23 protein-coding genes are annotated in these 22,634 nt (G+C 66.4%); 10 read left to right on the top strand and 13 right to left on the bottom strand.

The window, feature by feature from the left end; translation table 11 throughout:
- Together sctT and EJO71_RS00850 are read left to right on the top strand one after the other, a co-directional pair.
- Nucleotides 1-783: a type III secretion system export apparatus subunit SctT gene (gene sctT, locus EJO71_RS00855; protein ID WP_093200056.1), complete on the top strand. Its 783-nt coding sequence runs from the start codon at nt 1-3 to the stop codon at nt 781-783.
- A gap of 4 nt (nt 784-787) precedes the next feature.
- Complete coding sequence (locus EJO71_RS00850; protein WP_125947243.1) at nt 788-1,819, top strand: EscU/YscU/HrcU family type III secretion system export apparatus switch protein; 1,032 nt, start codon at nt 788-790, stop codon at nt 1,817-1,819.
- Nucleotides 1,820-1,834: 15 nt separating this feature from the next.
- Here the strand turns inward: EJO71_RS00850 and EJO71_RS00845 are convergent, their stop codons facing one another.
- A complete protein-coding gene (locus EJO71_RS00845; protein WP_164546733.1) occupies nt 1,835-2,734 on the bottom strand; it encodes an AraC family transcriptional regulator in 900 nt (299 codons plus the stop codon).
- A 297-nt stretch (nt 2,735-3,031) separates the two neighbouring features.
- Here EJO71_RS00845 and EJO71_RS00840 point away from each other — a divergent pair, with 297 nt between their 5' ends.
- Nucleotides 3,032-3,970, top strand: coding sequence for a LuxR family transcriptional regulator (locus EJO71_RS00840; RefSeq protein WP_125947245.1), 939 nt, complete (start codon nt 3,032-3,034; stop codon nt 3,968-3,970).
- A 54-nt stretch (nt 3,971-4,024) separates the two neighbouring features.
- Here EJO71_RS00840 and EJO71_RS00835 read toward each other — a convergent pair whose 3' ends face one another.
- Entirely contained in the window at nt 4,025-4,513 is a 489-nt protein-coding gene (locus EJO71_RS00835; RefSeq protein ID WP_125947246.1) for a TcpQ domain-containing protein, read from the bottom strand.
- Between the two features lie 219 nt (nt 4,514-4,732).
- Entirely contained in the window at nt 4,733-5,008 is a 276-nt protein-coding gene (locus EJO71_RS00830) for a hypothetical protein (RefSeq protein ID WP_125947247.1), read from the bottom strand.
- Between the two features lie 679 nt (nt 5,009-5,687).
- On the opposite strand from EJO71_RS00830, the gene tuf reads away from it, so the two are divergent.
- Nucleotides 5,688-6,878 carry an elongation factor Tu gene (tuf, locus tag EJO71_RS00825; RefSeq protein WP_125947436.1) on the top strand — a complete coding sequence of 397 codons (1,191 nt, stop codon included), beginning with the start codon at nt 5,688-5,690 and terminating at the stop codon, nt 6,876-6,878.
- 62 nt (nt 6,879-6,940) lie between these two features.
- Here the strand turns inward: tuf and EJO71_RS00820 are convergent, their stop codons facing one another.
- Nucleotides 6,941-7,375 (bottom strand): VOC family protein, encoded by a 435-nt coding sequence (locus tag EJO71_RS00820; RefSeq protein ID WP_125947248.1) that lies wholly within the window; start codon nt 7,373-7,375, stop codon nt 6,941-6,943.
- 370 nt (nt 7,376-7,745) lie between these two features.
- Between EJO71_RS00820 and EJO71_RS00815 the strand changes: the two genes are divergently transcribed.
- From EJO71_RS00815 to EJO71_RS00805, 3 genes are all read left to right on the top strand, one after another.
- A complete protein-coding gene (locus tag EJO71_RS00815) occupies nt 7,746-8,438 on the top strand; it encodes a response regulator transcription factor (protein ID WP_125947249.1) in 693 nt (230 codons plus the stop codon).
- A complete protein-coding gene (locus tag EJO71_RS00810) occupies nt 8,435-10,252 on the top strand; it encodes a hybrid sensor histidine kinase/response regulator (RefSeq protein WP_240651266.1) in 1,818 nt (605 codons plus the stop codon). The genes EJO71_RS00815 and EJO71_RS00810 overlap by 4 nt, the downstream gene beginning before the upstream one ends.
- Nucleotides 10,253-10,362: 110 nt before the next feature.
- Entirely contained in the window at nt 10,363-11,724 is a 1,362-nt protein-coding gene (locus EJO71_RS00805) for a hypothetical protein (RefSeq protein WP_125947250.1), read from the top strand.
- Nucleotides 11,725-11,789: 65 nt separating this feature from the next.
- Here the strand turns inward: EJO71_RS00805 and EJO71_RS00800 are convergent, their stop codons facing one another.
- The 9 genes from EJO71_RS00800 to EJO71_RS00755 form a co-directional block, all read right to left on the bottom strand.
- Nucleotides 11,790-12,137 carry an SMI1/KNR4 family protein gene (locus EJO71_RS00800; protein WP_125947251.1) on the bottom strand — a complete coding sequence of 116 codons (348 nt, stop codon included), beginning with the start codon at nt 12,135-12,137 and terminating at the stop codon, nt 11,790-11,792.
- 377 nt (nt 12,138-12,514) lie between these two features.
- A complete protein-coding gene (locus EJO71_RS00790) occupies nt 12,515-12,700 on the bottom strand; it encodes a hypothetical protein (protein WP_125947253.1) in 186 nt (61 codons plus the stop codon).
- Nucleotides 12,701-12,764: 64 nt separating this feature from the next.
- A complete protein-coding gene (locus tag EJO71_RS00785; protein WP_125947254.1) occupies nt 12,765-13,658 on the bottom strand; it encodes a DMT family transporter in 894 nt (297 codons plus the stop codon).
- 327 nt (nt 13,659-13,985) lie between these two features.
- Nucleotides 13,986-14,564, bottom strand: a complete 579-nt coding sequence (locus EJO71_RS00780; protein WP_125947255.1) for a dihydrofolate reductase family protein — start codon at nt 14,562-14,564, stop codon at nt 13,986-13,988.
- 131 nt (nt 14,565-14,695) lie between these two features.
- Nucleotides 14,696-16,495, bottom strand: coding sequence for a hybrid sensor histidine kinase/response regulator (locus EJO71_RS00775; protein ID WP_125947256.1), 1,800 nt, complete (start codon nt 16,493-16,495; stop codon nt 14,696-14,698).
- Nucleotides 16,496-16,520: 25 nt separating this feature from the next.
- Entirely contained in the window at nt 16,521-17,168 is a 648-nt protein-coding gene (locus EJO71_RS00770; protein ID WP_125947257.1) for a response regulator transcription factor, read from the bottom strand.
- A gap of 185 nt (nt 17,169-17,353) precedes the next feature.
- Nucleotides 17,354-17,809 carry a YbaK/EbsC family protein gene (locus EJO71_RS00765; protein ID WP_125947258.1) on the bottom strand — a complete coding sequence of 152 codons (456 nt, stop codon included), beginning with the start codon at nt 17,807-17,809 and terminating at the stop codon, nt 17,354-17,356.
- Between the two features lie 77 nt (nt 17,810-17,886).
- The gene (locus tag EJO71_RS00760) at nt 17,887-18,645 is read right to left on the bottom strand and encodes an AraC family transcriptional regulator (RefSeq protein WP_164546734.1); all 759 of its coding nucleotides are present in this window, start codon (nt 18,643-18,645) and stop codon (nt 17,887-17,889) included.
- A gap of 99 nt (nt 18,646-18,744) precedes the next feature.
- On the bottom strand, nt 18,745-19,248 hold the full coding sequence (locus EJO71_RS00755) for a GFA family protein (protein ID WP_125947260.1): 504 nt from the start codon (nt 19,246-19,248) through the stop codon (nt 18,745-18,747).
- Between the two features lie 469 nt (nt 19,249-19,717).
- Here EJO71_RS00755 and EJO71_RS00750 point away from each other — a divergent pair, with 469 nt between their 5' ends.
- The 3 genes from EJO71_RS00750 to EJO71_RS00740 are packed head-to-tail and all read left to right on the top strand — an operon-like array spanning nt 19,718 to nt 22,624.
- The gene (locus tag EJO71_RS00750) at nt 19,718-20,761 is read left to right on the top strand and encodes a cyclopropane-fatty-acyl-phospholipid synthase family protein (RefSeq protein WP_125947261.1); all 1,044 of its coding nucleotides are present in this window, start codon (nt 19,718-19,720) and stop codon (nt 20,759-20,761) included.
- Nucleotides 20,758-21,561: a DUF1295 domain-containing protein gene (locus EJO71_RS00745; protein ID WP_125947262.1), complete on the top strand. Its 804-nt coding sequence runs from the start codon at nt 20,758-20,760 to the stop codon at nt 21,559-21,561. The genes EJO71_RS00750 and EJO71_RS00745 overlap by 4 nt, the downstream gene beginning before the upstream one ends.
- Before the next feature lie 58 nt (nt 21,562-21,619).
- Nucleotides 21,620-22,624, top strand: coding sequence for an alpha/beta hydrolase (locus EJO71_RS00740; RefSeq protein ID WP_125947263.1), 1,005 nt, complete (start codon nt 21,620-21,622; stop codon nt 22,622-22,624).
- Nucleotides 22,625-22,634 lie beyond the last annotated feature (10 nt).

Genomic DNA, 22,634 nt, shown 5'->3' with positions numbered 1-22,634 from the left:
GTGGATGCTTCCATCGAACTGGCCAGCCTCGAGAGGTTCTTCTCGTCGGTGGTGCTCACCCTGCCGCGGCTGTTCGCGATCTTCGCGGTGGTGCCCTTTCTTTCGGGCGGCATGCTCACCGGCACCGTGCGCAACGGCCTGCTGCTGATGCTCGCGCTGTTCATGTCGCCCGTGGCGGGCGACATGCCGGTGGCCTCCATCGGCACCTGGGTGCTCATCGCCGGCAAGGAGGCTTTCATCGGCCTGCTGCTGGGCCTGGGCTTCGGCATCTTCATCTGGGCGGTGCAGAGCGTGGGCGACCTGATCGACTTCCAGACCGGCTCCAGCAACGCGTCGTTCTTCGATCCCGTGGCGGGCCACGAGAACGGGCCCACGGGCGAGTTCCTCGGCTGGATGGTGATCACGCTGTTCGTCTCGGCCGGCGGGCTGCTGGCGATGCTGGGCGTTGTCGTCGACTCGTACCGGCTCTGGCCGGTGGCCTCGTTCTTTCCGAACCTGGGGCTGGTGATCGAGCAGTTCGCGATCCGCCAGGGCGACACGCTGTTCCTGTGGATCGTCAAGCTGGCCTCGCCGGTGATCTTCGTGCTGCTGCTGGTCGAGCTGGGCGTTGGCCTCGTCAGCCGCGTGGCGCCGCAGCTCAACGTGTTCGTTTTCTCGCAGCCGCTCAAGAGCCTGCTGGCGCATCTGATGATGCTGCTGTTCGTCTTCTTCGTGTACGAGTCGCTGCAGGAATTCCTGCGGCCCGAGAACGGCGTGCTCGACTTCCTGCGCGCCACGCTCTAGCGCCATGGCGGAGAAAGACCAGGACCCCACGCCCAAGCGGCTGCGCGACGCGCGCAAGCGCGGCGAGGTGGTGTTCAGCAGCGACGTGGCATCGACCGTCGTGTTCGCCGTGGTCGTGGTCTGCATGTGGCTCGGAGGCGGTGCCCTCTACAGCCTGCTGCGCGAGCTCTGGCTGCACGCCACCAGCACCAGCCTGCTGACGCAGCCCGACGACCGCTTCGCCGAGCTGCTGCTGCACACGGGAGAGGCCCTTGCGTGGGGCACGCTGCCCATCATGGCCATTGCGGCCGTGGCCGGCATCGCGGGCTCGCTGGCCCAGGTGGGGGGCGTGGCGGCGTGGGAGCGGCTCAAGCCCGACGTGAACCGCATGAACCCGGCGCAGGGGCTGCAGCGCATCTTCTCCACGCGCAACCTCATCAACCTGCTGAAGATGAGCTTGAAGACGCTGCTGCTCGCGGGTCTGATGTTCGTGGTGGTGCGCGGTTTCGTCGATACCTCGCTCAAGCTGGGGTATGCCAACCCTGCCGCCATCATGACCGCCGCGGCCCACATGGTGCTCGTGACTTTCGGGTGGTCGGTCGTGATCTTCGCGCTGATGGCCGCGGTGGACTATGCGCACGAGCACTTCGAGTTCATGAAGCAGCAGCGCATGTCCATCGAGGACATCCGCCAGGAGTACAAGGAAGTGGAGGGCGACCCGATCAACCAGTCGCGCCGCCGCTCCGCGCACTTCGAGGCTGTGTACGCCAGCCTGGGCGATCGCGTGCGCATGGCTTCGGCCGTTATCCATTCGGCCCGCACGGCCGTCGCCCTGCAGTACCTGGGCGAGACCGACCTGCCGCGCGTGATCGCGCGCGGCGAGGGCGAGGTTGCCGCGCAGATCCGGCGTTTTGCCGGCGAGGGCCTGGTGCCGATGGAGTTCGAGCCTTCGCTGGCCGAGCGCATCTATGCGGAGGTGCCGGTGGACCAGCCGATTCCGCGTTCGCTGTATGCGCCTGTAGCCACTCTGCTGCGCTGGGCGCAGGGCCTCGGATGAAGCCGGCGTCGCGAGCTATCCGGCGATGCCGTTCCTGGCCGAGAGCGGCTGCAGCGCGTCGAGCGCGGCGAGCCTGCGGTAGTCGCCCGGCAGCACGGCGTAGGTGCTCATGAAGGTCTTGTGCAGATGGCTCTGGTCTGTGAAGCCCGCCGCATGCGCCGCGTAGGTGACGTGGGCGCCGCCGGCGATGAGGTCGCGCGCGTACTCGATGCGGTGGCCCACCAGCATCTCGTGCGGCGTGAAGCCCCAGGCCGCGCTGAAGCGCCGCTGCACGTGCACGGGGTGCCAGCCGACCGCATCGGCCAGGCTGTCGAGAGTCATGCGTTGATGAAAGCCCGATGCGATCAGGGCATAGAGCCGGTTCAGGCGTTCGTCGCCGCTGTCGGGGAATGGTCGTTCCGCGTCGAGGGAATCGTTTTCCGTGGGCGAGGGAGCGGGGAGCCACTGCGCGAGGCGCCGGCGCAGCAGTGCGCGGCCCGCCGCGATGTCCTCGGGGTCGCCGGTGCTCGTGGGAACGAAGAGCAGGCGGTGGCATTCGAGGAATTCGAGCGCGGCGGCGGCGTCGATGAACACCGAGACGCCCGCATCGTTCTCCACGCGCGCGAGCGGCAGGGCATCGTCCGCGGGGCTGATGCAGCGCGCCACGGCAAGGCTGCAGAAGAGGGCGTCTTCGCGCCAGGCGTGCGAGCGCGCCTGCACCGAGTGCCAGACATGCGGCGCGATCCGGAACAGTGCGCCCGGCGGCACCACGGTGACGCGCGTGCCGCTGCGCACCTGGAGCTCGGTGTCGGCCACCGCGAGCGTGAAGCCCACGTGCCGGTGCGGCCGGACTTCGCGATGGCGAAACCGGTTGATCGTGAATTGAAGACCAGCGAGATCCGCGTCTCGCCAGTATTGGGAGGCAGGCAGTGCCATGGAGGACCGGGGTGTGTGCGGAGGTCGGGCGTTTGCCTCGCGCGATGTGCAGCATGCCAGTGCCGCCGGCATCTGTGAAGCCTCGGCCGGGCGCGCACCCTCGCAGGACGCGCGTTGTTCAGGCGAAGGTACTCAGTTGGATGCGCGGGCCGCGGGCCATTGCCGTTCGCCACCCACCCTGGAGCCGGCAAATGCGTTGGAAGCTAAAAATTTACAAGGCGATGACAAGGCCCTTGCGGTACTTTGGCCCAAGTCCGTAGCCCTCTCCGGCATGGCGGTACATCCATCAGGCCTTCCATGATTCTGTCTACCTTGTTTCATCGTGCCTCGCCCGCGTCGTCGTCCGAGGCGCAGGGTTTCGATCCGGTGTCGCGGTCGCAAGCGGAGCAGCAACCCGCCAATCCGGTGCCGCAGTTCTATGACGAAGAACATCTGTACCTGCCGCGAAGCGCACCGCCCCATGCCGGCGGCGTGCCGGCCATAGTCGGCGACCTGCTGGATGCGCCCAGCAACGAAGCCCGCACGGCATTGGTGCGCAGCATGCTCCATGCGCTCGATTTCGACTGGCTGGGCTACGGCACGGTGGCGTACATGCGGGGCCACTGGTGGCCGCTGAGCTTCTTCACCGCCTACGCGAACCCCGAATGGACGAAGCGCTACTTCGCGCACAACCATTGCGGCGTCGACCTCCGGCAGCAGGGCGTGCCCGCGTCGAGCCTTCCGCTGGCGTGGGACGTGGCCCAGCTCGAGGCCCTGGCGGTGGAGACATCGGATGAGCTCAGCGAAGACCGGCAGCGGTTTCTCGATGACCTGTATGCCAGCGGCATCCGCAGCGGGCTGCTGTTTCGCCTGGCATCTCCCACGCACGTGAACCAGCACACGGTGATCAGCCTGCTGTCGCGCAGGCCCGGAAGCGACTGGATCAGCGACAGCGTGATCGGGCAGGGGCTGATCCTGGGCCTGGGCGTGCACGAGTACGTGTCGCGCCATACGCGCATCGTCGGCGCGCCGGGTGCGGGGCGCATCGAGATCTCGGCCACGCAGCAGGACATCCTGCAGCACCTGCTGCAGGGGCGCAGCGACAAGGAAATCGCCAACCGGCTGGACCTGTCGTCCCACACCGTGGACTACCACATGCGCCAGTTGCGCCGCCGCTTCGCCGCGCGCAACCGGGTGCAGCTGGTGAATGCCGTGCAGCAGGGCGACAGTGATTTCGGGGTGCTCAGCGAGATCTAGGTGCGGCGGCGGTGGTTGTTCGATCCGCGGGCCTGATTGATCGGGGCGACGGACCTACCGGGTACTTTCCTGATCACGCACGTGAAGGACGGTGCCGTCCTCCGAGAACTCGAGCAGCAGCGGTGCATCCAGCATCTGATACTTCTGCGCGAGCTGAAACAACGCATCCTTGAAGGATCCGCTGAATTTGCCGGCGCGCGCCTCGGGCGTGATCGTGTAGTCGCGAGTGCTGTCCCAGCGCACCTCGATGCCCACGGCGGAACCCCAATGCATGATCACGAGGCGCAAGGAGTCATCCTCGATGGGCCATTGAGCGCGGACGGCGTTGATTCTTCGCTCGGTGAGCCAGGCGGCTCCTGTGGTGGGCGCGCTGGATGCGGCAGTTGCGGGGAGAACTTCCTCCGGCCCCGGGAGCGCAACGCCTGCGGGCATGTCCCGCGAAATCCTTTCAACTTGCACGCCCGCCGTTGCGCCGGCGAGCGTTGCGGCAAGGCTCATGTGGATGCCTACCCAGATTGAAGGATGGAACAGGGCGTTTCTCATCGGCGAATTTGCGGGGCGGCAGGAGTTGGGCAGGTCGATCGAGAGCCGGCGGCACGCGGTCCAGCGCGGCGTGGCAAAAGTCAGTCCTTTATCTTATCTGGCTCGCTGTCCTCGACGTGGATGGGGGCAGTTCCTGCAGCTGCTTGCCTTCGATAAAAAAACGGACCTCAAGGGTCCGTTCGTGTCTGTCTTCGAGGTCCCGGCGCTGCCAGGAAAAACCTATTCGTCGGCTTCACCGTCCTCTTCGTCTTCCGATTCGGCTTCTTCAGCACGACGGACCGTCACGAAGTTGGTGGCGTCTTCCACGAACCCCATGACCTTTTCGTCGGGCGCCATTCCGCGCACTTCGGTCTGGATGCCATCGCCATTCTTGTAGTCGACTTGCACCAGTGCAAAGCAGGCCAGCGGCTCTTCCATTTCTCCTTCATCGCCGCCGTCGTACACAGCGACCCACCCTTCGGCGGGCATGATCTGAAGGATCTTCACATCTTCCATCGATTCACTCCAAGTTCAAAAAACGCCGCGCAGCATAGCCCATGGAAAGAGCGGTTCCGGAGAGCCGGTGAAGAAATCCCGCTGCTGCATGCGTGCAACGCTCCTGTTGCCGGATCGCGATGGCGGTGTTAGCCTTCGCGCCCCTGAAGATCAACCATCGCACTGCGGCCAGCAACCAGCCGCAGCAGAAACCCATGAAGCAGTTCCTGACCGCGCAAGACGCATCGATGACCCGCACCTTTGCGGCGGCTTCGCTGCGCGCTTTTGGCGCCGAATTGCTTTCCTAGATAGAGCCTTTGCACCCGGAGGCTCGGCCTCCTGAGTTTCACAAGACCCGGTAGGCCCCAAGCCACCGGGTTTTTTGTTTTCCGCCTGCTTCGCTGGAGATATGGACATGAGCACCGAACGAGAACTGCCTTTCGCCGCACGCGCTGCAAGCGCAGTGCTGTCCTTCGACTTCGCGGAGTGGTTCGTGTAGAGCCTCCTGGCCCTTGTGCGCCTGGAGGTCCATCCTTCAGGCAAGAGAAGAAAGCCTGTCGGGTGGTCCACCCGGCAGGCTTTTTTCTTTTGCCCGCATGGCGGGCACCCCGAGTCTGGCGCGCGCGCCGACAACCCGCCGGATGTTTCGCCTGGCCAGCGAATCGGATGGCTTTTCAACTCTCAAACTGGAGAAAACATGATGAACAAGGTTCATGTGAACGTCGGAACCATCGGTCACGTCGACCACGGCAAGACGACGCTGACGGCTGCTCTTACCTTCGTGCAGGCTGCACGCATCGGCGGCCGCGCTCTGTCCTATGGACAGATCGACAACGCGAAGGAAGAGCGCGAGCGCGGCATCACGATCAACACCTCGCACGTCGAGTACGAGTCGGACAGCCGCCACTACGCGCACATCGACTGCCCGGGACATGCCGACTACATCAAGAACATGATCACCGGCGCCTCGCAGATGGACGGCGCGATCCTGCTGGTGGACGGCACCGAAGGCGCGGCGCGGCAGACCATCGAGCATGTGCTGCTGGCGCGCCAGGTGAACGTCGGCCACATGGTGGTGTTCGTGAACAAGATGGACCTCGTCGCGGAAAGCGACCGCGCGGACATCGAGCAGCTGATCGAAATGGAGATAGGCGCGCTGCTGGCTGCGCACGGCTACCGCGATGCCCGCTTCGTCTTCGGCAGCGCGCTGAAGGCCCTGGCCGCCGCCGAACGCGGCGAACTCGAAGGCCCTGACGTGCAATGCATCGTCGAGCTCGTGGGCGCGTTGGACTCGTGCATTCCCGATCCGGTGCGCGACTACGGCGCGCCGTTCATGATGCCTGTCGAAGGCGTGCACACCATCACGGGCCGTGGCACCGTGGTCAGCGGCCGTGTCGAGCGCGGCGTGATCCGCGTCGGTGACAGCCTGGAGATCGTCGGGCTCAGTTCGGACGGCGACGAACAGGTCGTGGTGACCGGCGTGCAGTCCTTCCACAAGGACGTCGCCGAAGCGCGGGCCGGCATGAACGTCGGGCTGCTGCTGCGCGGGGTCAAGCGCGACGATGTCGTGCGAGGCCAGGTTGTGGTGAAGCCCGGTGCGCTGAAGCCGTACAGGACGGGACGCGCACAGATCTTCGTCCTGAGCAAGGACGAAGGTGGTCGCCACACGCCGTTCGGCTCGGGCTACCAGCCGCAGTTCTTCTTCGGCACGACCGACGTGACGGGTGTCATCCGCGTCGACACCGAGACCGGCATGGTCGAGCCGGGCGCACAGGCACAGATCAGCTTCGAGCTGAACAAGCCCGTGGCCATCGAGAACGGCATGCGGTTCGCGATGCGCGAAGGCGGCAGGACCGTCGGCGCCGGCATCGTGACCGAGGTGCTGGGCTGAAAGGCTGATGCAGCCCTTGCCCCTGTCGTCCGCTTGTCGGGCGGCAGGGGCTTTTTCTTGCCCTAGCCGAGCTGCTCGGCAAGCCCGACGATGATGCCTTCGGGCCCGCGAACATAGGCTAGCCGATACGACTCCCCGTACTGCATCCGGCCAATGAGTTCTGCGCCATGGGCTTGTATTCGCGCAACGACGGCATCGATGTTGTCGACGGCGAACATGACGCGACGAAGACCCAAGGCGTTCACTGGCGCATCCACGGGCCCGAACCTGATTGCATCCGGCGTGTGGAACTTGTCCAGCTCTATTCCCTGCCCATCGGGAGTCCGCAGCATTGCGAGTGTGGCCCGGACATCTCCCAGCCCGATGAGGCTTCCGATAGCGGCCCCTTCGACCGTGGTCTGGCCCTCGAGCGTGAGGCCCAGTTCGATGAAGAACGCCTTCACCGCTTCGAGATCGTCGACGACGATCAGCACGTTGTCCATTCGCTTGACTGTCATGTCCTTCGGTCCTTCCTGCAACGGGGATGCCGTTCAATTGCTTTGCATGCTCTGCAAGGGGTGTTCTGAAGGCATATGCCTTCTTGCGTATGCCTTTTCCCATCGAGGTGTTGAATGAACCCGGGAGAAGGGCACGTCCGGCATCGTAGACAGAAATCCGTCGCGAGAGAGGACGACGCTCATGAGCCTTCTCTCCCTCGTGGAGAGGGCGCCGGACCGGTAGCGGGCAATGCGAGATCGCCTCGGTCGTCCATCGGGTCGAGCAGGGCCTGTGCGTCGTCATGGCAGCGGTTGCCCGCAGCAGAACCGCGGATCGCATGACTTTGGTCATTTCAGGTTCGCGACCCTCCGCATCTAAGATGCCCGGACCATGGCCACTGCCACATCGTTGCCGTCGCATCTCGCTCCGCTGCGTAGCGAGGCCAGCGTTGCCATACCGGCGCGGGGCATCCTGGTGGTCGACGACCACGAGCTGGTGCGTCTGGGCCTGCGGGCGCTGCTGCTGGCGGAAACCGGCAGCGTGCCGGTGCACGAGGCCCGCTCTCTGGCCGATGCATTGCGCTTGTACGAGTTTCACCTCACGTCGCATCTCCTGGTGCTGCTCGATCTCGACCTGCCCGACTCCCAGGGGCTGGATACCCTGGTGCGCTTCAAGCGCGCCTTTCCCGCATCGCGTGTGGTCGTGCTCTCGGGCAAGGACAGCCATGCGTTGATGCATGGGGTGATGGCGCTCGGGGCGCAGGCTTTCCTGCCCAAGACCGGGCACCTGGGCGAGGTGCTGCGCTACGTGAGGGACAACGATCTGGTCGCTCTGCCGGCATCGTCGCCGTCCCCGGTTCCGGTCGCTGTCCGCGCCATGCCGGCAACGGCGACCGATGAGTTGCAGCCGCGGCTCAATGCGCGCCAGGTCGAGATCCTCGACTGGCTGCTGGCCGGCAAGTCGAACAAGGAGATCGCGCAGCTGTCGCACCTGACCGAGGGCACGATCAAGAACCATGTGTCCACGCTGTTGTTGCTGTTCGGCATGCGCTCGCGAGCCCAGCTCATCAGCAGCCTGAAGTGACCCCTCCGCGCCATGCGGCCTTCGACGTGGCGATGCCTGCGATGAACGACCTGCATCCGCCCGAGCTGGCCCAGCGGGTGCTGCGCGAGCAGGTGGCCACGGTCCATGCCAACGCGCCGGCAGCCTATCTTGCGGACTTCCTCACTGCGCAGTCGCTGGGCATCGGCCTTTTCCTGGCCACGTGGCGCTGGCAGGTGCTGCTGTGGATGGCGCTGCACCTGGCACTGACATTGCGACGCGCCTATCGGCGCTATCAGCGCAGCCCCGATGCGGCGGCCCATCCCGAGTACTGGGCGCGCTTCAATGCGCGCAACGTGCTGCTGCGCTCGTGCGTCTGGGGCCTTGCGCCCTGGCTGTGCGTTCCCGCGGGGCGGCACCTGGGTCTTTGGGTCATGGTCATCGTGATGATGATGGGCGGTTGCGCCGGCGGTGCGCTGTCGCTGGCCGTTCTCAAGCGCAACATTCCACGCTTCATCGTGCCCAGCATGGCGAGCCTGACATTGGCGCTGGCCTGGCGCGGCGACAGCACGCACCTGTTCCTGGCCAGCGGCTGCCTGCTGTACATGTGCGTGATGATCATGTTCGCGCTGCAGCATCACCGGCTGCTGACCGCCGCACTGACCATGCGTTTCGAGAAGGAAGCACTGGCCGAGCAGCTCAGCCACCAGATTGCCGCCACCCAGCGCGCCAGCGACGAGAAGACGCGCTTTCTCGCAGCCGCAAGCCACGACCTGCGCCAGCCCCTGCATGCCATTGCGTTGTTCGGCGCAGTCATCGAGAAGAAGCTCAAGGGCAGCGAAGACTGGGATCACGCGGCACGGTTGATGGATGCCGTCGGAACGCTCGGCGATTCGCTGGATACCCTGCTGGACATCTCGCGGCTGGATGCCGGCGAGGTGGCGCCGCAGATCCGGCCGGTGGAACTCAATCCGCTGTTCCTCTCGCTCAACAATGTGTTCGCAGCGCCGGCGGCCGATCGCGATCTGCAACTGCGGCTGCTTGCCACGCCTTGCTGGGTGCTGAGCGACCCGCAGCTGTTGCGGCGGCTGCTGTCCAATCTCGTGGACAACGCACTCAAGTACACGCCTCGTGGCGGTGTGGTGGTGGCCGCTCGTGCACGCGGGCCGCAGGTCTGGATCGACGTGTGCGATACCGGCATCGGCATCGCGGACGAGCACCTGAGCCGCATCTTCGACGAGTTCTATCAGATCGGTAATCCTGGGCGCGATCGGGCGAAGGGACTGGGCATCGGCCTGTCCATCGTGCAGCGGCTCTCACGCCTGCTGGCGCATCCGCTGCAGGTGCGTTCGCGCCTGTATCGCGGCAGTCGCTTTCGCCTGGTGCTTCCGGCGGTGACGGCTTCGGGTGTCGCGCCTCTCATTGCACGCCCGGGCGCTGCCTTGCCGTTGCCGCGGCGCGTGCTGGTCATCGATGATGAAGCCGCGATCCGCCAGGCCGTCACCGGGCTGCTGCAGGCCCATGGCGTGACCATCGACGCAGTGGCCAGCGAGGCCGAGGCCGACGCCGTGCTGGTGCAAGCCGCGCTCGAAAGTGTCCCCGTCGAAGTGCTGCTGTGCGACGTGCGGCTGGCCGACGGTGCCGACGGGCTGGCCGTGGCGCAGCGACTGCGCGCACGCTTCGGCCCCGGCCTGCAGGTGCTGCTGATCACCGGGGAGACCGCGCCGCAGCGACAGCAGCAGATGCTCGACTCCGGCTTGCAGGTGCTGCTCAAGCCGGTGGCTGCCGACAGGCTTCTGCAGGCCCTCGCATTGCTGGGAAGACACGATGCGACGCACGCTCGCATGCGCGCCTGAGCATCTTTTTTTCTGCGCTTTGCGATGACCTTCGACACTGGATTGCAGATGTAGCCGACCCTACCGTGGAGCCTTCCCGTTCACTCCACTTGAAACAAGGAAGGCCCATCATGAATACCCGTCGTACCGTTTCCCGTGCATTGCGCACACCCGCAGCGCTGCTGATGATGAACCTCGTGCTGGCGGCCTGTGGCGGCGGTGGAGGCGGAGGCGGGGGCTTCCCCGGCTTCGCTGTCGCTCCCGCACCAGCGCCCGCGCCTGCTTCGCAGGGAACGCCGGCACCAGCGCCCGCGCCGGAAGACACCACGCCCTCCATCACGACGCAGCCATCGGATACCACCATTGGCCAGGGCATGGCCGCCACGTTGAAGGTGCAGGCCGCGCGCGCCAAGACCTACCAGTGGCAGCGCAGCGTCGATGGCGGCGCCAACTGGACCGATGTCTCCGGCGCCACCGGTGACAGCTTCACCACAGGCGCCAGTCAGCTGGCCGACAGCGGGCAGCAGCTGCGCGTGCGAGTGACGGGCTCCGACAGCGGCGTGACCAGCCGTGCTGCCACGCTGACGGTCAAGCCCTGGGTCGCGAATGTGCTGGCGACCACGGGGGTGACCTACGGCAGTCCCTATCAACTCGTTCTGGATGCCAGCGGGGCGAACCTCTACGTGGCAATGGGCGGCAATGGCTCGGTCTACAGGATCGACACGGCCAGCGGCAGCGGCGTGGAAGTAACGCCGGGGACGACCATGAACACGCCGTATGGCCTGGCACTGGCAGCTGACGGCACCCTGTACGTGAGCGACCAGCATCGCATCAACAAGATCGCCGCCAACGCCACGACCTACAGCACCTGGGTGGGCGGCGGCACCAGCGGGTACGCCGACAGCCCGGCCGTTCCGATGTTCAGCAACCCTGCCAGCATTGCGCTCGACGGCGCAGGCAATCTGTTCGTGGCAGACCTGGGAAACAAGCGCGTGCGCAAGGTCGCGGCCGATGGCACCACGAGCACGCTCGCGGGCGACGGCACGCAGGCCAACCTGGACGGGGTCGGCACGGCCGCCCAGTTTGCCCGCCCGCAGGGCCTGGCGATCAGCCGCGATGGCCGCACGCTGTACGACACGGACACCGACAGCTTGTGCCTGCGCAAGATCGACGTGGCCAGCGCCACAGTGAGCACGCTGCTGGGCGATTGCGCCAACGGCGGCGTGATCGACGGAACGGCCGCCACGCCGGCCAAGCTCGGCTACTCCTACGGCGTGACGGTGGATGCGCATGACAACGTGTTCCTGACCCATGCCTGGGACGGCGTGGCGCGCGTGGTCACGCCTGCGGGCGAGATCAACACGTTGAGGGACAGCACCGGCGCGGCGCTGACGTTCAATTTTCCGATCGGCGTGGCGGTGGCCGGCGACGGGACCGTCTACGTGGGCGCATCCAACGGCAACAAGATCTTCAAGCTCACGCTGGCACCCTGAGCGGGGCTGAGGAGTCTTCGGCTCGCAGTACCCGTGCGAGCCGGAGATCCGGAATGCCCATCGGTCTACAGCTTGCAGCCCGAACGCACCCACTCATCGAGGTCTTCGGCCACTTCGACGAAGTCGGCGCGGGACATGCTGCCGTGGCCCACCAGGTACACAGCTGTCGGCCACTTGTCCGGAGTCACCACGATGGCACTGCCTCCGCCGTCATCGCCGATCGTCAACCAGCCGGGACAGTACTCCCGGGTTTCGTAGGTCTGGTTGCGTTCGAGAAGATCGGCGAGGGCGTAGAAATACGCGAGATCGCCGACGGGGGCGTCGTTGATTCTGGACAGCGTTGCCCGCAAGGGAAGTGAGATGGCGCAGCCGCTCCATTTCTCGACTGCCTGGAATATGTCTTCGGATGTCATGGTTACGTGCTTGTCCGGAAGGGGAAGCTTTGGCTGGGCGTTGCCCTAGCTGGGCCAGTAGGCGCAGCACGCACAGCACACCGAAAGCTTCTTCGCACCCCAGCGAGACCAGACAGGGCAAGCCTCGGTGGGAGCTTCCGGCGGCGTTGCGGCGGGCTGGGCTTGCGTGCTTGAGAGTATTCGAGCCGATTCGGCACACGCTTCGAAGCGTCGCATGGTGAGCAGGAGCCCGGTCACCATTCCGAGGCGGGCGATGGCTCTCTTTGCGAACTGCGAACACGAAGCTCTGCCCGTCTGCACCCGATGCGCGCAGCCAAAGCCTTTGTACGGCGAAATGAATCGCTGGTATCCGTCAATGGCAGCTATCGCGAGGAGCTTCATTTGCGAACTCGACCACGCTTGAATCTCAAGAACATTCCCAACGCCAGCGCTGCAGGAATGCCGCCGAGCATCAGTTGACCAACGGCCGCTGCCAATGCGGCCCCGGAAACGAAGAAAAGCCCCTGGGCTCCATCGACGATGTGGAGGAATCCATCGATCGTCCTGCTGGGAAAGAACCTCATCGATGTTCACCTTTCGGGTGGTGTCGGAAGAGCATGCGTCCTCACACGCGCGTCTTGCCGCAACTCAGGCAGCCTGCCGCTTGTCCCGCGCAGCCTTCGGCGCCTCGCTCCGCGCGAGCCACAGCCCGCTCGCCACGATCAACGCCCCGCCACCCAGTGTCCATGCATCGGGCGCAGCCTGCCAGAACACCCAGTCGAACACGAGCGCCCAGGCGAGGGCACTGTATTCGAAGGGGGCGATGGCAGCGGCCTGGCCGTGGCGGAAGGCCTCGGCGATGGCCAGCTGGCCCAGGAAGCCGCTGGCGGCCAAGCCCGCGAGCAGCCACGCGTGCTGGGACTGGACGGGCACCCATTGCGGCGCCGATGCCAGGCTGCCGCCCACAGCCATGCCGACCGTGGTCCAGAAGACCAGCGAAGCGCTCGACTCTGTGCGGCTGATGAGCCGGCCCAGCATGTTCGACAGCGCATAGCAGGCCGCGGCCACCAGGATCGCCAGCGCACCCGTCGAGAGGAATGCGCCTTGCTCTGGCCTCAGTGCGATCACGACGCCGATGAAGCCGAGCCCGATGGCGATCCAGTGCCGCGGCTGGACCGACTCGCCCAGCAGCGGCACGGCGATGAGCACCATCAGCAGCGGAGCGATGAAAGTGAGCGTGTAGGCCTCGGCCAGGCCCAGGGTCTTCAGGCCATGGACGAAGAGCACGAGCATCGTCATGTTCAGCGCGGTGCGCAGCAGGTGCAGTCGCCAACGCAGGCGGCGGTTGAAGACGCCGGCTGTCTCGCGCCGCCAGCCGATGTACAGGCACACCAGGGGCAGGGCGGTGAGGCCGCGCAGTGCCATCACCTGCACCGGCGGGTAATGCCCGGCAAGGGTCTTGAGCACCGCGTCCATGCAGGCGAAGAAGGCGCAGGCCAACAGCATCGCGGCGATGCCGCGCAGGGTTCCGGTCGATTGCATGAGTGGGTTGTCTCGCGGCAGTGGCCAAGAGGCCTTGTTCTTGAGTTCCTGGCTCACGGGCCATGAACGTCTGATCCTCCGCCACATTCTGCCTTCCGTTCGCGCTTACTGCTGCGTGCGCTCCATCGCTGCTCCCCGAGAGGCGGAAACCGGTTGCCCGAGGCCGCGTGTGGTCCCGACGCGATGACTCCGTCCGTTGGTCGGGAGCAGCTCATGAATGGCATCGAGGTCGGCTGCAGCGACGCTGCAAATCCGCATGCCCGCTCCTTTCGCAATTTGCATCGTGTCTGATGCAGTCCTCTGCACTCCCGTTCCAAGGGAGTCCGGCTATCCGGTCTTCAAGGCCCCGGCAAACTTGTACGCATTGAGGGTGATGCCGGACGGCATTGTCCTGGTGCTCACGAGCTCGAGGGAGCGCGGCGGCGTTCCCTCCGCGAAGAGGCGCTTCCCGGTGCCCAGCAGCACCGGATAGACGATCAGCATGACTTCATCCGCAAGCCCGTGTTCGAACAGCGTCGACGTCAGGGTGGAGCTGCCCCACAGGACCAGGTCCGGACCGGCCTGCGACTTGATGCGCCGAATGGACTCGACCACGTCCGGCCCGACACCTTCGAACGGGCCCCACTCGAGGCTTTGCGGACGGTGGGTCACGACATACTTGGTGGCCGCGTTCAAGGCGTCCGCCATCGGGCTGCCCGGCGCCTTGGGCCAGAAGCCCGACCACATGTCGTAGGTGCGACGGCCCAGCAGCAGATCGATGTGCCCGCCGTGCGCGGCAAAGACTGCGTCACGACCTTCGGGAGTCCGGTAGGGCATGGTCCAGTCTGCGTGGGGAAAACCGTCTTCACCGGAGGTCTGGATCACGCCGTCGAGCGACGTGTGCTCCATGATCTTGAGCTTTCTCATACAGGTCTCCGTGCCTGGGGTTGGAGGGGCTGAGGATGCCGGATCGCCAGGCTGCTTTTGCAATGAGCATCCGCAGTCGCGAGCCGGCATCGTATCGGCATTGGCTCAGCGCTCCAAGATGGCCGTCGCCTTCATGGCTCCTGCCTCGCGGCAAGCAGTTTCTCGACCCAGCTCTTCAGCGTATCCACCTCCACAGGCTTGTGCAGCACCGGAATCGAGCGGGCCGCGGCTTCGATCAGCCGCGCCGGGTCGGTGTCGCCGCTGACGAGCAGCGCCGGGATGGTCTCGTCGTTGTATTCCTCGTGCAGGCGGTCGATGGCCTGGATGCCGGTCTCGTGTTCGCGCAGGCGGTAGTCGCTCACGATGAGCTGCGGCTTGCCGGGCACATCGGCGATCCGTTCGACCATCTGGCCCCCGCCCGCGGCGGCCACGACGCGATGGCCCCAACTCTCCAGCAGCAGTTGCAGGCCCTCGCGGTTCTGCGCGTCGTCGTCGATCACCAGTATCAGCTGCCCCTTGGCAGGTTCGGCATCGAGGGCCTGTCGCCGTATTTCCGCTTGGGTCGCCTCAGGTGCGGCAGGGGACGGCGCGACGGACACGCGATGCGCCTCGACGTCCAGCAGGAAGACGGTGCCCCGTCCTTCGATCGATCGGAGCGCGAGCGAATGCCCCAGCAGCGCCACCGTGCGGCGCACGATGGACAGGCCGAGCCCGAGACCCTTGCTGCGGTCCCGCTCTGGGTTCTGCAGTTGATGGAACTCCCAGAAGATGCGCTCGTGCTCGCGCTGCGGAATCCCCGGGCCGGTGTCCCAGACCTCGACGCGGATGGCGCCGTTGCGCCTGCGGCATCCCACCAGCACGCGTCCGCTCGACGTGTGGGCGATGGCATTGCTGACGAGGTTGCGCAGGATGCGGTCCAGCAGCACGGGGTCCGAGTGAACGAGCGCCGCGCTGCGGCGCACCTTCAGGGCCAGGCCTTTCTGACGGGCCTGCGGCGTGTATTCCGCGCGGATCTGGTCCAGCAGGCGTTCGAGCTGGATGTTCTCGAGACGCGGATGTATCACTCCCGCGTCCAGCCGGGAGATGTTGAGCAGGGCATCGAACAGGTGGCCCATCGCCGCGCTCGCCCTGGTGATGTTCTCGACCAGATAGCGTCCATGCGTCGAGAGCCTCTCGTTCGCCAGCAGCCCGAGGAACAGGCTCATCGCATGGACCGGTTGCCGCAGGTCGTGGCTCGCCGCCGCGAGAAAGCGCGACTTCTCGAGGTCGCTGCGCTCGGCGGCTTCTTTCTCGCGGCGCACCTGCTTCAGCAGCGCGAGGTTTTCGTAGCTCAGCCGCAGTGCGTTCAGATGCGTCCTGTTCATCCGGTGGATGAAGGCGACGGTGGCCACCACATACGCGATGCCGCCCGTCACCAGCGCCAGGTTGACGGCCGAGGGTTGCACTGCCAGCGCGATGAAGGGAGGCGCGAATGTCGGCATCACGAATCCATAGACGGCCGACAGCACCATGTAGTTCGAATAGATGGCGCCGGTGCCGAGCCCGAACAGGACCACGATGAAGAAGAGCTGGTACTCGAGCGGGACGAAGAATGTCCAGTAGGCGAAGGGCAGGCCCCACAGCGTGCCCGAGGCGATGTTGCCGGTCACCATCTGCCGCAGCCATCGCGCGCCCGTGCCGGGGCGGTTGCGCACGCGGCGGTAGTGCAGCATGGCGGCGAGGCGGAAGGTCGCGACGAGCAGGGTGACCGCGAGCCATGCGATCACCTGCGTTCTCGGAACGACGGCAAGCATTGCATAGGAGACCACGCAGGCGGCAATGACCGAGCCGGCCAGGGCGAACGGAAAGCTGCGCAGCAGAACGCCGAGCTGCACGTCGAAGATCTGCTGGCTTTCGAGCGAGGACGACGGGTAGGAGGAGGGGTTGGCCATGCGTGGAGGTGGGGCCGGCTGGCGCCTATCTGGGGCGGCCCATCAACCCCGCGCGACGTGCCGCGATCACGGCCTGGGTGCGGCTGTCGACGTCCAGGGCTCCGAAGATGGCCGAGATGTGCGCCTTGACGGTTCGCTCGGTGGTGCTCAGGCGCGCCGCGATGTCCGCGTTGCGCAGCCCTTCGCACAGGAGATGCAGCACTTCGGTCTGGCGTGCGGACAGGCGGGACAGCGGCTCCACCCGGCCCGACAGCGCGGGCATGGCCGCAGCTCCGGCCGGAGAGGCGAGAACGACGCCGCGCTGCCCTTGCATCACGCGGCGCAATGCGTCCATGAGTTGCCTGCTGTCGGCCGACTTGTGCACGAAGCCGTGTGCGCCTTCGGCGAGCGCGGTTTCCATGTCCTGCGGATCTTCCGAGGCCGACAGCACGAGGATGCGCAGTCCGGCGCGGCTGCGCCGCAATGGCCCAAGGAGCGCGGCGCCCGCCAGATCCGGCAGATAGAAGTCCGTCATCACGACCTCCGGCGCCGACGGCATGGCCGCAAGCAAGGCCAATGCTTCCGCGCCGGTACCGGCCGTCTCGATCACCAGGCTGGCGTCTTCCTGACGCAGTGTGAGCGCCAGGCCCTCGCGGAACATCGCGTGATCGTCGATCAGCAGAACGGTGGGCATGGAGCGATCCGGGTTTGTTTTTCTGGAGCATTGGACTTTAGTTCAATGCGCGCCGTGGTCATGCTCCATAGGGTCGCCGCCCGTCCGGACTCTCCATGGCAAGGTCTTCATGTCGCGGCGGCAAGTGCGCCGACTTTCATCGCCTTCGTGAAGTAGCCAGCAGCCGGCACACCAAGCCGGACGAGCTAGCTGCAGATGTCGACCCATTGCGCCCCGGCCAGGTCGGCCAGGCGCGAGGGAGCGATTCGAAAGGCGTGGGTCGTGGAGCCCGCGCCTGGCACCACCTCCGGGTAGAGCTTCAGGCGCACGTCGAAATACACCGCGAGCGGCGTGCGCAACCCGAGGGGGCACACGCCTCCGACGGGATGCCCCGTCACCGCCTCTGCGTCATCGGGTCCGGCCATCCTGGTCTTGCCTCCGAAAACGTCCTTGCACTTGCGGTTGTCGAGCCGGGCATCGCCGCAGGTCACAGCAATGATCCACTCGTCGCCCCGGCGCAGCAGCAGCGTCTTCGCGACCTGTGCGGGAAGCACGCCCCACTCCTGCGAGATGACCGACGTGGTGTGCTCCCGCCCGAGCTCGACGATCGGGATGTCGGGGGCGTGTTCCTGAAGGAAGGTGCGAACGGATTCCAGGCTCATGGCGCGAATCGGAGAGTGGGACTTGCCGCGAGTCTCCCGGCGCGATGCGCACGCGTCTAGAACGATCGTGGCTGGCGTCAGCGGCGGTACAGCTTGGCGAACTCGCGCGGCGTCATGCCCAGTGCGGCGCGAAAGACGCGGCCCATGTGCGACTGGTCCGCAAACCCCGTCTGCAATGCGGCCTGCGCGGGATCGATGCCGGCGCGAAGGGCGTGGCGGACAAGGTCGAGCCTGCGCATCAGGAGGTAGCGGTAGGGCGAGGTGCCGAATCTGCGCCTGAACTGCGTGGCGAGTTCGAAGCGCGTGAGGCTCGTGATCGCCTCGAGTTCGCGGGAATGAACCACCCGGTCGGCATTGCTGCGAAGGAACTCGGCTGCGCGGTCGAGCGCCACGACATCGAGGCGCCCTTGAACCGTCTCGAGCCGGATGCCGAAGGCCAGACCGGAAAGGTGGTTGGCGAGCGAGGCGATCAGCGAGTCGGCGAACAGCGGCTCCAGCTCGGCTTCGAACGCACAAAGCAGATCGCGCGCCAGGCCCGGGTGGTAGACCACGGGCTCCCTGACGAAAGGCAGCGCCGCCTTGCGCGCGCCGGTGGCGGCGATCGCGTCCTGGACAGCCGCAGGACTCAGGTGCACGCATCTGTAGCTGAGGGGAACGTCCGAGCCGGGCCGGCCGTCGTGCGTTTCGTCCGGATGCAGGATAGAGACCTGCCCGGGCGCGCAACGATGAACGGAGCGCCGGTAGCTGAACTCCTGCACGCCCCCTTCCACGAGCGAGAGGGTGTAGGTGTCGTGGCTGTGGGCGCGATAGCCCGTCTCGTGCAATTGCGCGCGCATGCGGCCCACGCCCGCGACATGCTGTTCGTCGCGAATCCATCCGCATTCGCGTGCGTGAGGCTGCCTCGAAGATTGGAGGAGAGCAGCGGCCATGCCCGGTTATTGATCTGCCAGGGAGTCCGGCTTGCTGCTGCGTGCCACCTGCGGCGTATCGAAACGGTCGGGGGTCTGGGGCGAGCCAGTCAGGTCCGCGCGGGCGAACTGGAAGCAGTCCGTTCCGGCGGGAAGCACCACGCCCGTCTGCGCCGAACTGGTCCAGATGTGCGAGCCGATCGATACGGAGTCCGGGTCGTCGAATGCGCCCCGGGAGATCGCGCGGTACTCGGGCCAGCGCTCGAACGTGAGGGAGAGCGTGGAGCCGCACCTGGGGCAGAAGTGGACGTGCACCTGCTTCGAACTGCTTTCCGACCGGTGCGAGTACTGCGCCATCGGCTCGCCCGAGAACCGGACCGCGTCCATCGGATACATCGATTCAGCGTACGAGGTCGAACCCGTCATCCGCTGGCAGAACCTGCAGTGGCATTGCAGGGTGCGCATGGGTTCGCCCAGGGCGACGAAGCGCACCGAACCGCAGAGGCAGCCTCCATCACGTCGAATGGTCATCTTGAACTCCCATGAAATCGACCACGGCTCCCGAGCGTCACGTAGATCGCATCGCATTGCGGCCATCGTGGCTCGGTCATTTCGTGAAGTGGCGGGCGAACCCGTACGCAAGGAGCCCGGCCAGCACGGCCATGAAAATCTTGAAAGGGCGACTTGCGGGTTTATAGGCGCCAGCGCTCTTGAGAAACTGTTGCCAAAGACTGTCGGAAATTCTCATAGGCATGCTTCGTTGCGTTGAGCGGCCAGTAATGGCCGACCGATGCGGCCGTCCGGAGGATGCCACAGCACATCGCGATGGGGAAAGCCCGACAACTCCGATGCAACCGGCATGAGTTACGTCGTCCGGGAATGCCCCCGAAACCGGGTGCGGACGTCCAAAATGGCGAAGGCTCATCCAAAACCCATCCCGCCGCGTACACGCACCCACGGCACGCACATTCGACGTGCCCCCAAACGAGGAAACACGGACATGCCGCAGGACATCGCATTCGCCATCCGCTGGGTAGAAAAGGGCCTGGTGCCCGACACCGTGGTCCGCCAGGGCATCCGCCGTCTGCTCAAAGACCGCCTCGCCGAGCTGCACGCCGGCAACGCCCTGGCTGTGGCCGAGCTGACGCAGTCCTTCGTCTCCCGCATGGGCGCGGCCAACCTGGCGCCGCTGCCCGAGAAGGCCAACGAGCAGCACTACGAGGTTCCGGCCGCCTTCTTCGCCGAGGTGCTGGGCAACCATCGCAAGTACAGCAGCTGCTACTGGCCCGAGGGCACCCGCACGCTGGAAGAGGCCGAGTCCGCCGCGCTGGCCGCCACCTGCGAGCGCGCCGGGCTGGCCAACGGGCAGGACGTGCTGGAGCTGGGTTGCGGCTGGGGCTCGCTCACGCTGTGGATGGCCGAGCACTATCCGGGCATGCGGATCACGGCGCTGTCGAACTCGAACTCCCAGCGCGAGTACATCGAGGCGCAGGCGGCGCGGCGGGGGCTGGGCAATGTGCGGGTGCTGACGCGCGACATCAACGTCTTCGACACCGGCGAGCGCTTCGACCGCGTTGTGTCGGTCGAGATGTTCGAGCACCTGCGCAACTGGCCGCAGGCCTTCGCCAACGTGGCGCGCTGGCTCAAGCCCGGCGGGCGCTTCTTCATGCATGTGTTCGCGCATCGCGAGGCGCCGTACCCCTTCGAGGTGCGCGACCCCAGCGACTGGATGAGCAAGTATTTCTTCTCCGGCGGCATGATGCCCAGCGACGACCTGGCGCTGCACTGCCAGGATGACCTTCGCCTGCTGCGCCGCTGGCGCTGGGAGGGCATTCACTACCAGCGCACGGCCGAGGCCTGGCTGCGCAACATGGACGAGCGCCGCGACGCGCTGCGCCCGCTGTTCCAGGCCACCTACGGCGCCGATGCCAAGGTCTGGTGGACGCGCTGGCGGTTGTTCTTCATGTCGGTGGCCGAGCTGTTCGGCTTCGACGGCGGGCAGCGCTGGTGGGTGAGCCACTATCTCTTCGAGCGCCGCGCATGAGCGGCATGACGACGGTGGCGCTTGCCGGGCTGGGATGGACCATGTCGCTGGCGCTGCTGACGTGGGTGGCGAGCCTCGCGCGGCATGACGCGAGCCTGGTCGACCGCATGTGGTCGGCCTTCATCGCGGGCGCGGGCCTCGTGTATTTCGTGCTGCTGCCGGTGCAGACGACGCGCGGGCTGTGGATGGCCGTGCTCGGCACGGCGTGGGCGGTGCGGCTGTGCCTGTACGTCACCTGGCGCAACTGGGGCCATGGCGAAGATCGCCGCTACCAGGCGATCCGCGCGCGCAACCAGCCGAACTACGGCTTCAGGAGCCTGTATCTCGTGTTCGCGCTGCAGGCGGTGCTGGCATGGATCGTTTCGGCGCCCTTTCTCGCCGGCATGGCGGCGGCGCGCCCGCTGGGCCCGCTCGACGTGCCTGGCGCGGCGCTGGCGCTGTTCGGCATCTTCTTCGAGGCGATCGGCGACGCGCAGATGGCGCGCTTCAAGGCCGACCCGAAGAGCAAGGGCCAGGTGATGGACCGCGGCCTGTGGCGCTACACGCGGCACCCGAACTACTTCGGCGAGTGCTGTGCCTGGTGGGGCATCTGGCTCATGGCCATGGGCGGCGCGGGGTGGGGCGGTGCATGGAGCATCGTGTCGCCGCTGCTCATGACGGTGCTGCTGCTCAAGGTCTCGGGCGTGCGCATGCTCGAAGCCGACATCGGCGAGCGGCGGCCCGCTTATCGCGACTACATCGCACGCACCAACGCCTTTCTTCCGGGGCCGGTGAAAGGCAACCGCCGCGAGGCGTCGTGAAAAGACGCGGTCGGTGGCACCATCCGGGGCAGTGAAGCCTTCGTTGAAACCCCTGGTGATGCGCATCGTCCTCTGGAGCTCGGCAATCGTCGCGCTGGCCGTCCTCGCGGGCGTGCTGTACGAGCAGTTCGGCCGCTACCGCGCGGCGCGCGACTTTCCCGCGCCGGGGAAGATGGTCGACATCGGCGGCGGGCGACGGATCCAGCTCGACTGCCGGGGCTCGGGCTCGCCCACGGTCGTGTTCGAGTCGGGGCTGGGCATCGACGGCTCGCTGGGCTGGGCCGCGGTGCAGCCGGCCGTCGCGCAGCGCACGCGCGCCTGCTCGTACAGCCGCGCGGGGCTGATGTGGAGCGATGCTTCCGATGCGCCCCGCAGCGCGAAGCAGGTGGCGCAGGATCTTCACGAGGCGCTGGTCCGCGCCGGCGAGCGGGGGCCTTTCGTGCTGGTCGGCCAGTCGCTGGGTGGCCTCTACGCGACGACCTTCACGAGGTACTTCGGACCGGAGGTCGCGGGGCTTGTTCTTGTCGATCCCTCGCATCCGGACCAGGTCGCGCGCGTCGCGGCCTTCATGACGGAAACACGCTCGCTGCGCTCACGCATCGCCGTGTGGCTCGCGTGGTCGGGTCTGCTGCGCGCGGCGGTTCCGTCGCTGCCGCCGCAGGCGCCGAACCAGACGGCGCACGATGCGCAGGCGGTTCGCGCCTTCGCGCCGAAGTCGATGGTCACGCAGATGGCCGAGGGCGACGCGACCGACGCCGCGCTCGCCGAGGCCGGCGCCTTCCGCGACCTGGGCAGCCGCCCGCTGGTGGTGCTCACGGCGATGGCGCCGTACACCGGGGCGGAGCTGCGGGGAATGCAGATCACGCCGCAGCAGGGCGTCCAGGTGCAGGACATCTGGGAAAAGATGCACGAGGAGATGGCGGCGTGGTCGTCGCGAAGCAGCCATCGCCTGCTGCCCAAGGCCGGGCACGACATCCAGTTCGACGATCCGCAGGCGGTGATCGACGCCGTGCTGTCGGTCGTCGATGCGGTGCGCGCGGACGGCGGCGCCGGCCCGCGCTGAGCGCACCGTC

It is taken from the genome of Variovorax sp. 679 (genome assembly GCF_003952185.1).
In the GTDB taxonomy this organism is placed as follows: domain Bacteria; phylum Pseudomonadota; class Gammaproteobacteria; order Burkholderiales; family Burkholderiaceae_C; genus Variovorax.
The sequence above is the reverse complement of the archived record's forward strand: the minus strand, read 5'-3'. Positions and strand labels throughout refer to the sequence as shown.

What these genes read in the sequence shown, in the direction of transcription:
- EJO71_RS00850 (WP_125947243.1), top strand. Translation starts at nt 788, where the DNA reads ATGGCGGAGAAAGACCAGGACCCCACGCCCAAGCGGCTGCGCGACGCG.
- EJO71_RS00845 (WP_164546733.1), bottom strand. Translation starts at nt 2,734, where the DNA reads ATGGCACTGCCTGCCTCCCAATACTGGCGAGACGCGGATCTCGCTGGT.
- EJO71_RS00840 (WP_125947245.1), top strand. Translation starts at nt 3,032, where the DNA reads ATGATTCTGTCTACCTTGTTTCATCGTGCCTCGCCCGCGTCGTCGTCC.
- EJO71_RS00835 (WP_125947246.1), bottom strand. Translation starts at nt 4,513, where the DNA reads ATGAGAAACGCCCTGTTCCATCCTTCAATCTGGGTAGGCATCCACATG.
- EJO71_RS00830 (WP_125947247.1), bottom strand. Translation starts at nt 5,008, where the DNA reads ATGGAAGATGTGAAGATCCTTCAGATCATGCCCGCCGAAGGGTGGGTC.
- tuf (WP_125947436.1), top strand. Translation starts at nt 5,688, where the DNA reads ATGAACAAGGTTCATGTGAACGTCGGAACCATCGGTCACGTCGACCAC.
- EJO71_RS00820 (WP_125947248.1), bottom strand. Translation starts at nt 7,375, where the DNA reads ATGACAGTCAAGCGAATGGACAACGTGCTGATCGTCGTCGACGATCTC.
- EJO71_RS00815 (WP_125947249.1), top strand. Translation starts at nt 7,746, where the DNA reads ATGGCCACTGCCACATCGTTGCCGTCGCATCTCGCTCCGCTGCGTAGC.
- EJO71_RS00805 (WP_125947250.1), top strand. Translation starts at nt 10,363, where the DNA reads ATGAATACCCGTCGTACCGTTTCCCGTGCATTGCGCACACCCGCAGCG.
- EJO71_RS00800 (WP_125947251.1), bottom strand. Translation starts at nt 12,137, where the DNA reads ATGACATCCGAAGACATATTCCAGGCAGTCGAGAAATGGAGCGGCTGC.
- EJO71_RS00790 (WP_125947253.1), bottom strand. Translation starts at nt 12,700, where the DNA reads ATGAGGTTCTTTCCCAGCAGGACGATCGATGGATTCCTCCACATCGTC.
- EJO71_RS00785 (WP_125947254.1), bottom strand. Translation starts at nt 13,658, where the DNA reads ATGCAATCGACCGGAACCCTGCGCGGCATCGCCGCGATGCTGTTGGCC.
- EJO71_RS00780 (WP_125947255.1), bottom strand. Translation starts at nt 14,564, where the DNA reads ATGAGAAAGCTCAAGATCATGGAGCACACGTCGCTCGACGGCGTGATC.
- EJO71_RS00775 (WP_125947256.1), bottom strand. Translation starts at nt 16,495, where the DNA reads ATGGCCAACCCCTCCTCCTACCCGTCGTCCTCGCTCGAAAGCCAGCAG.
- EJO71_RS00770 (WP_125947257.1), bottom strand. Translation starts at nt 17,168, where the DNA reads ATGCCCACCGTTCTGCTGATCGACGATCACGCGATGTTCCGCGAGGGC.
- EJO71_RS00765 (WP_125947258.1), bottom strand. Translation starts at nt 17,809, where the DNA reads ATGAGCCTGGAATCCGTTCGCACCTTCCTTCAGGAACACGCCCCCGAC.
- EJO71_RS00760 (WP_164546734.1), bottom strand. Translation starts at nt 18,645, where the DNA reads ATGCGCGCGCAATTGCACGAGACGGGCTATCGCGCCCACAGCCACGAC.
- EJO71_RS00755 (WP_125947260.1), bottom strand. Translation starts at nt 19,248, where the DNA reads ATGACCATTCGACGTGATGGAGGCTGCCTCTGCGGTTCGGTGCGCTTC.
- EJO71_RS00750 (WP_125947261.1), top strand. Translation starts at nt 19,718, where the DNA reads ATGCCGCAGGACATCGCATTCGCCATCCGCTGGGTAGAAAAGGGCCTG.
- EJO71_RS00745 (WP_125947262.1), top strand. Translation starts at nt 20,758, where the DNA reads ATGAGCGGCATGACGACGGTGGCGCTTGCCGGGCTGGGATGGACCATG.
- EJO71_RS00740 (WP_125947263.1), top strand. Translation starts at nt 21,620, where the DNA reads ATGCGCATCGTCCTCTGGAGCTCGGCAATCGTCGCGCTGGCCGTCCTC.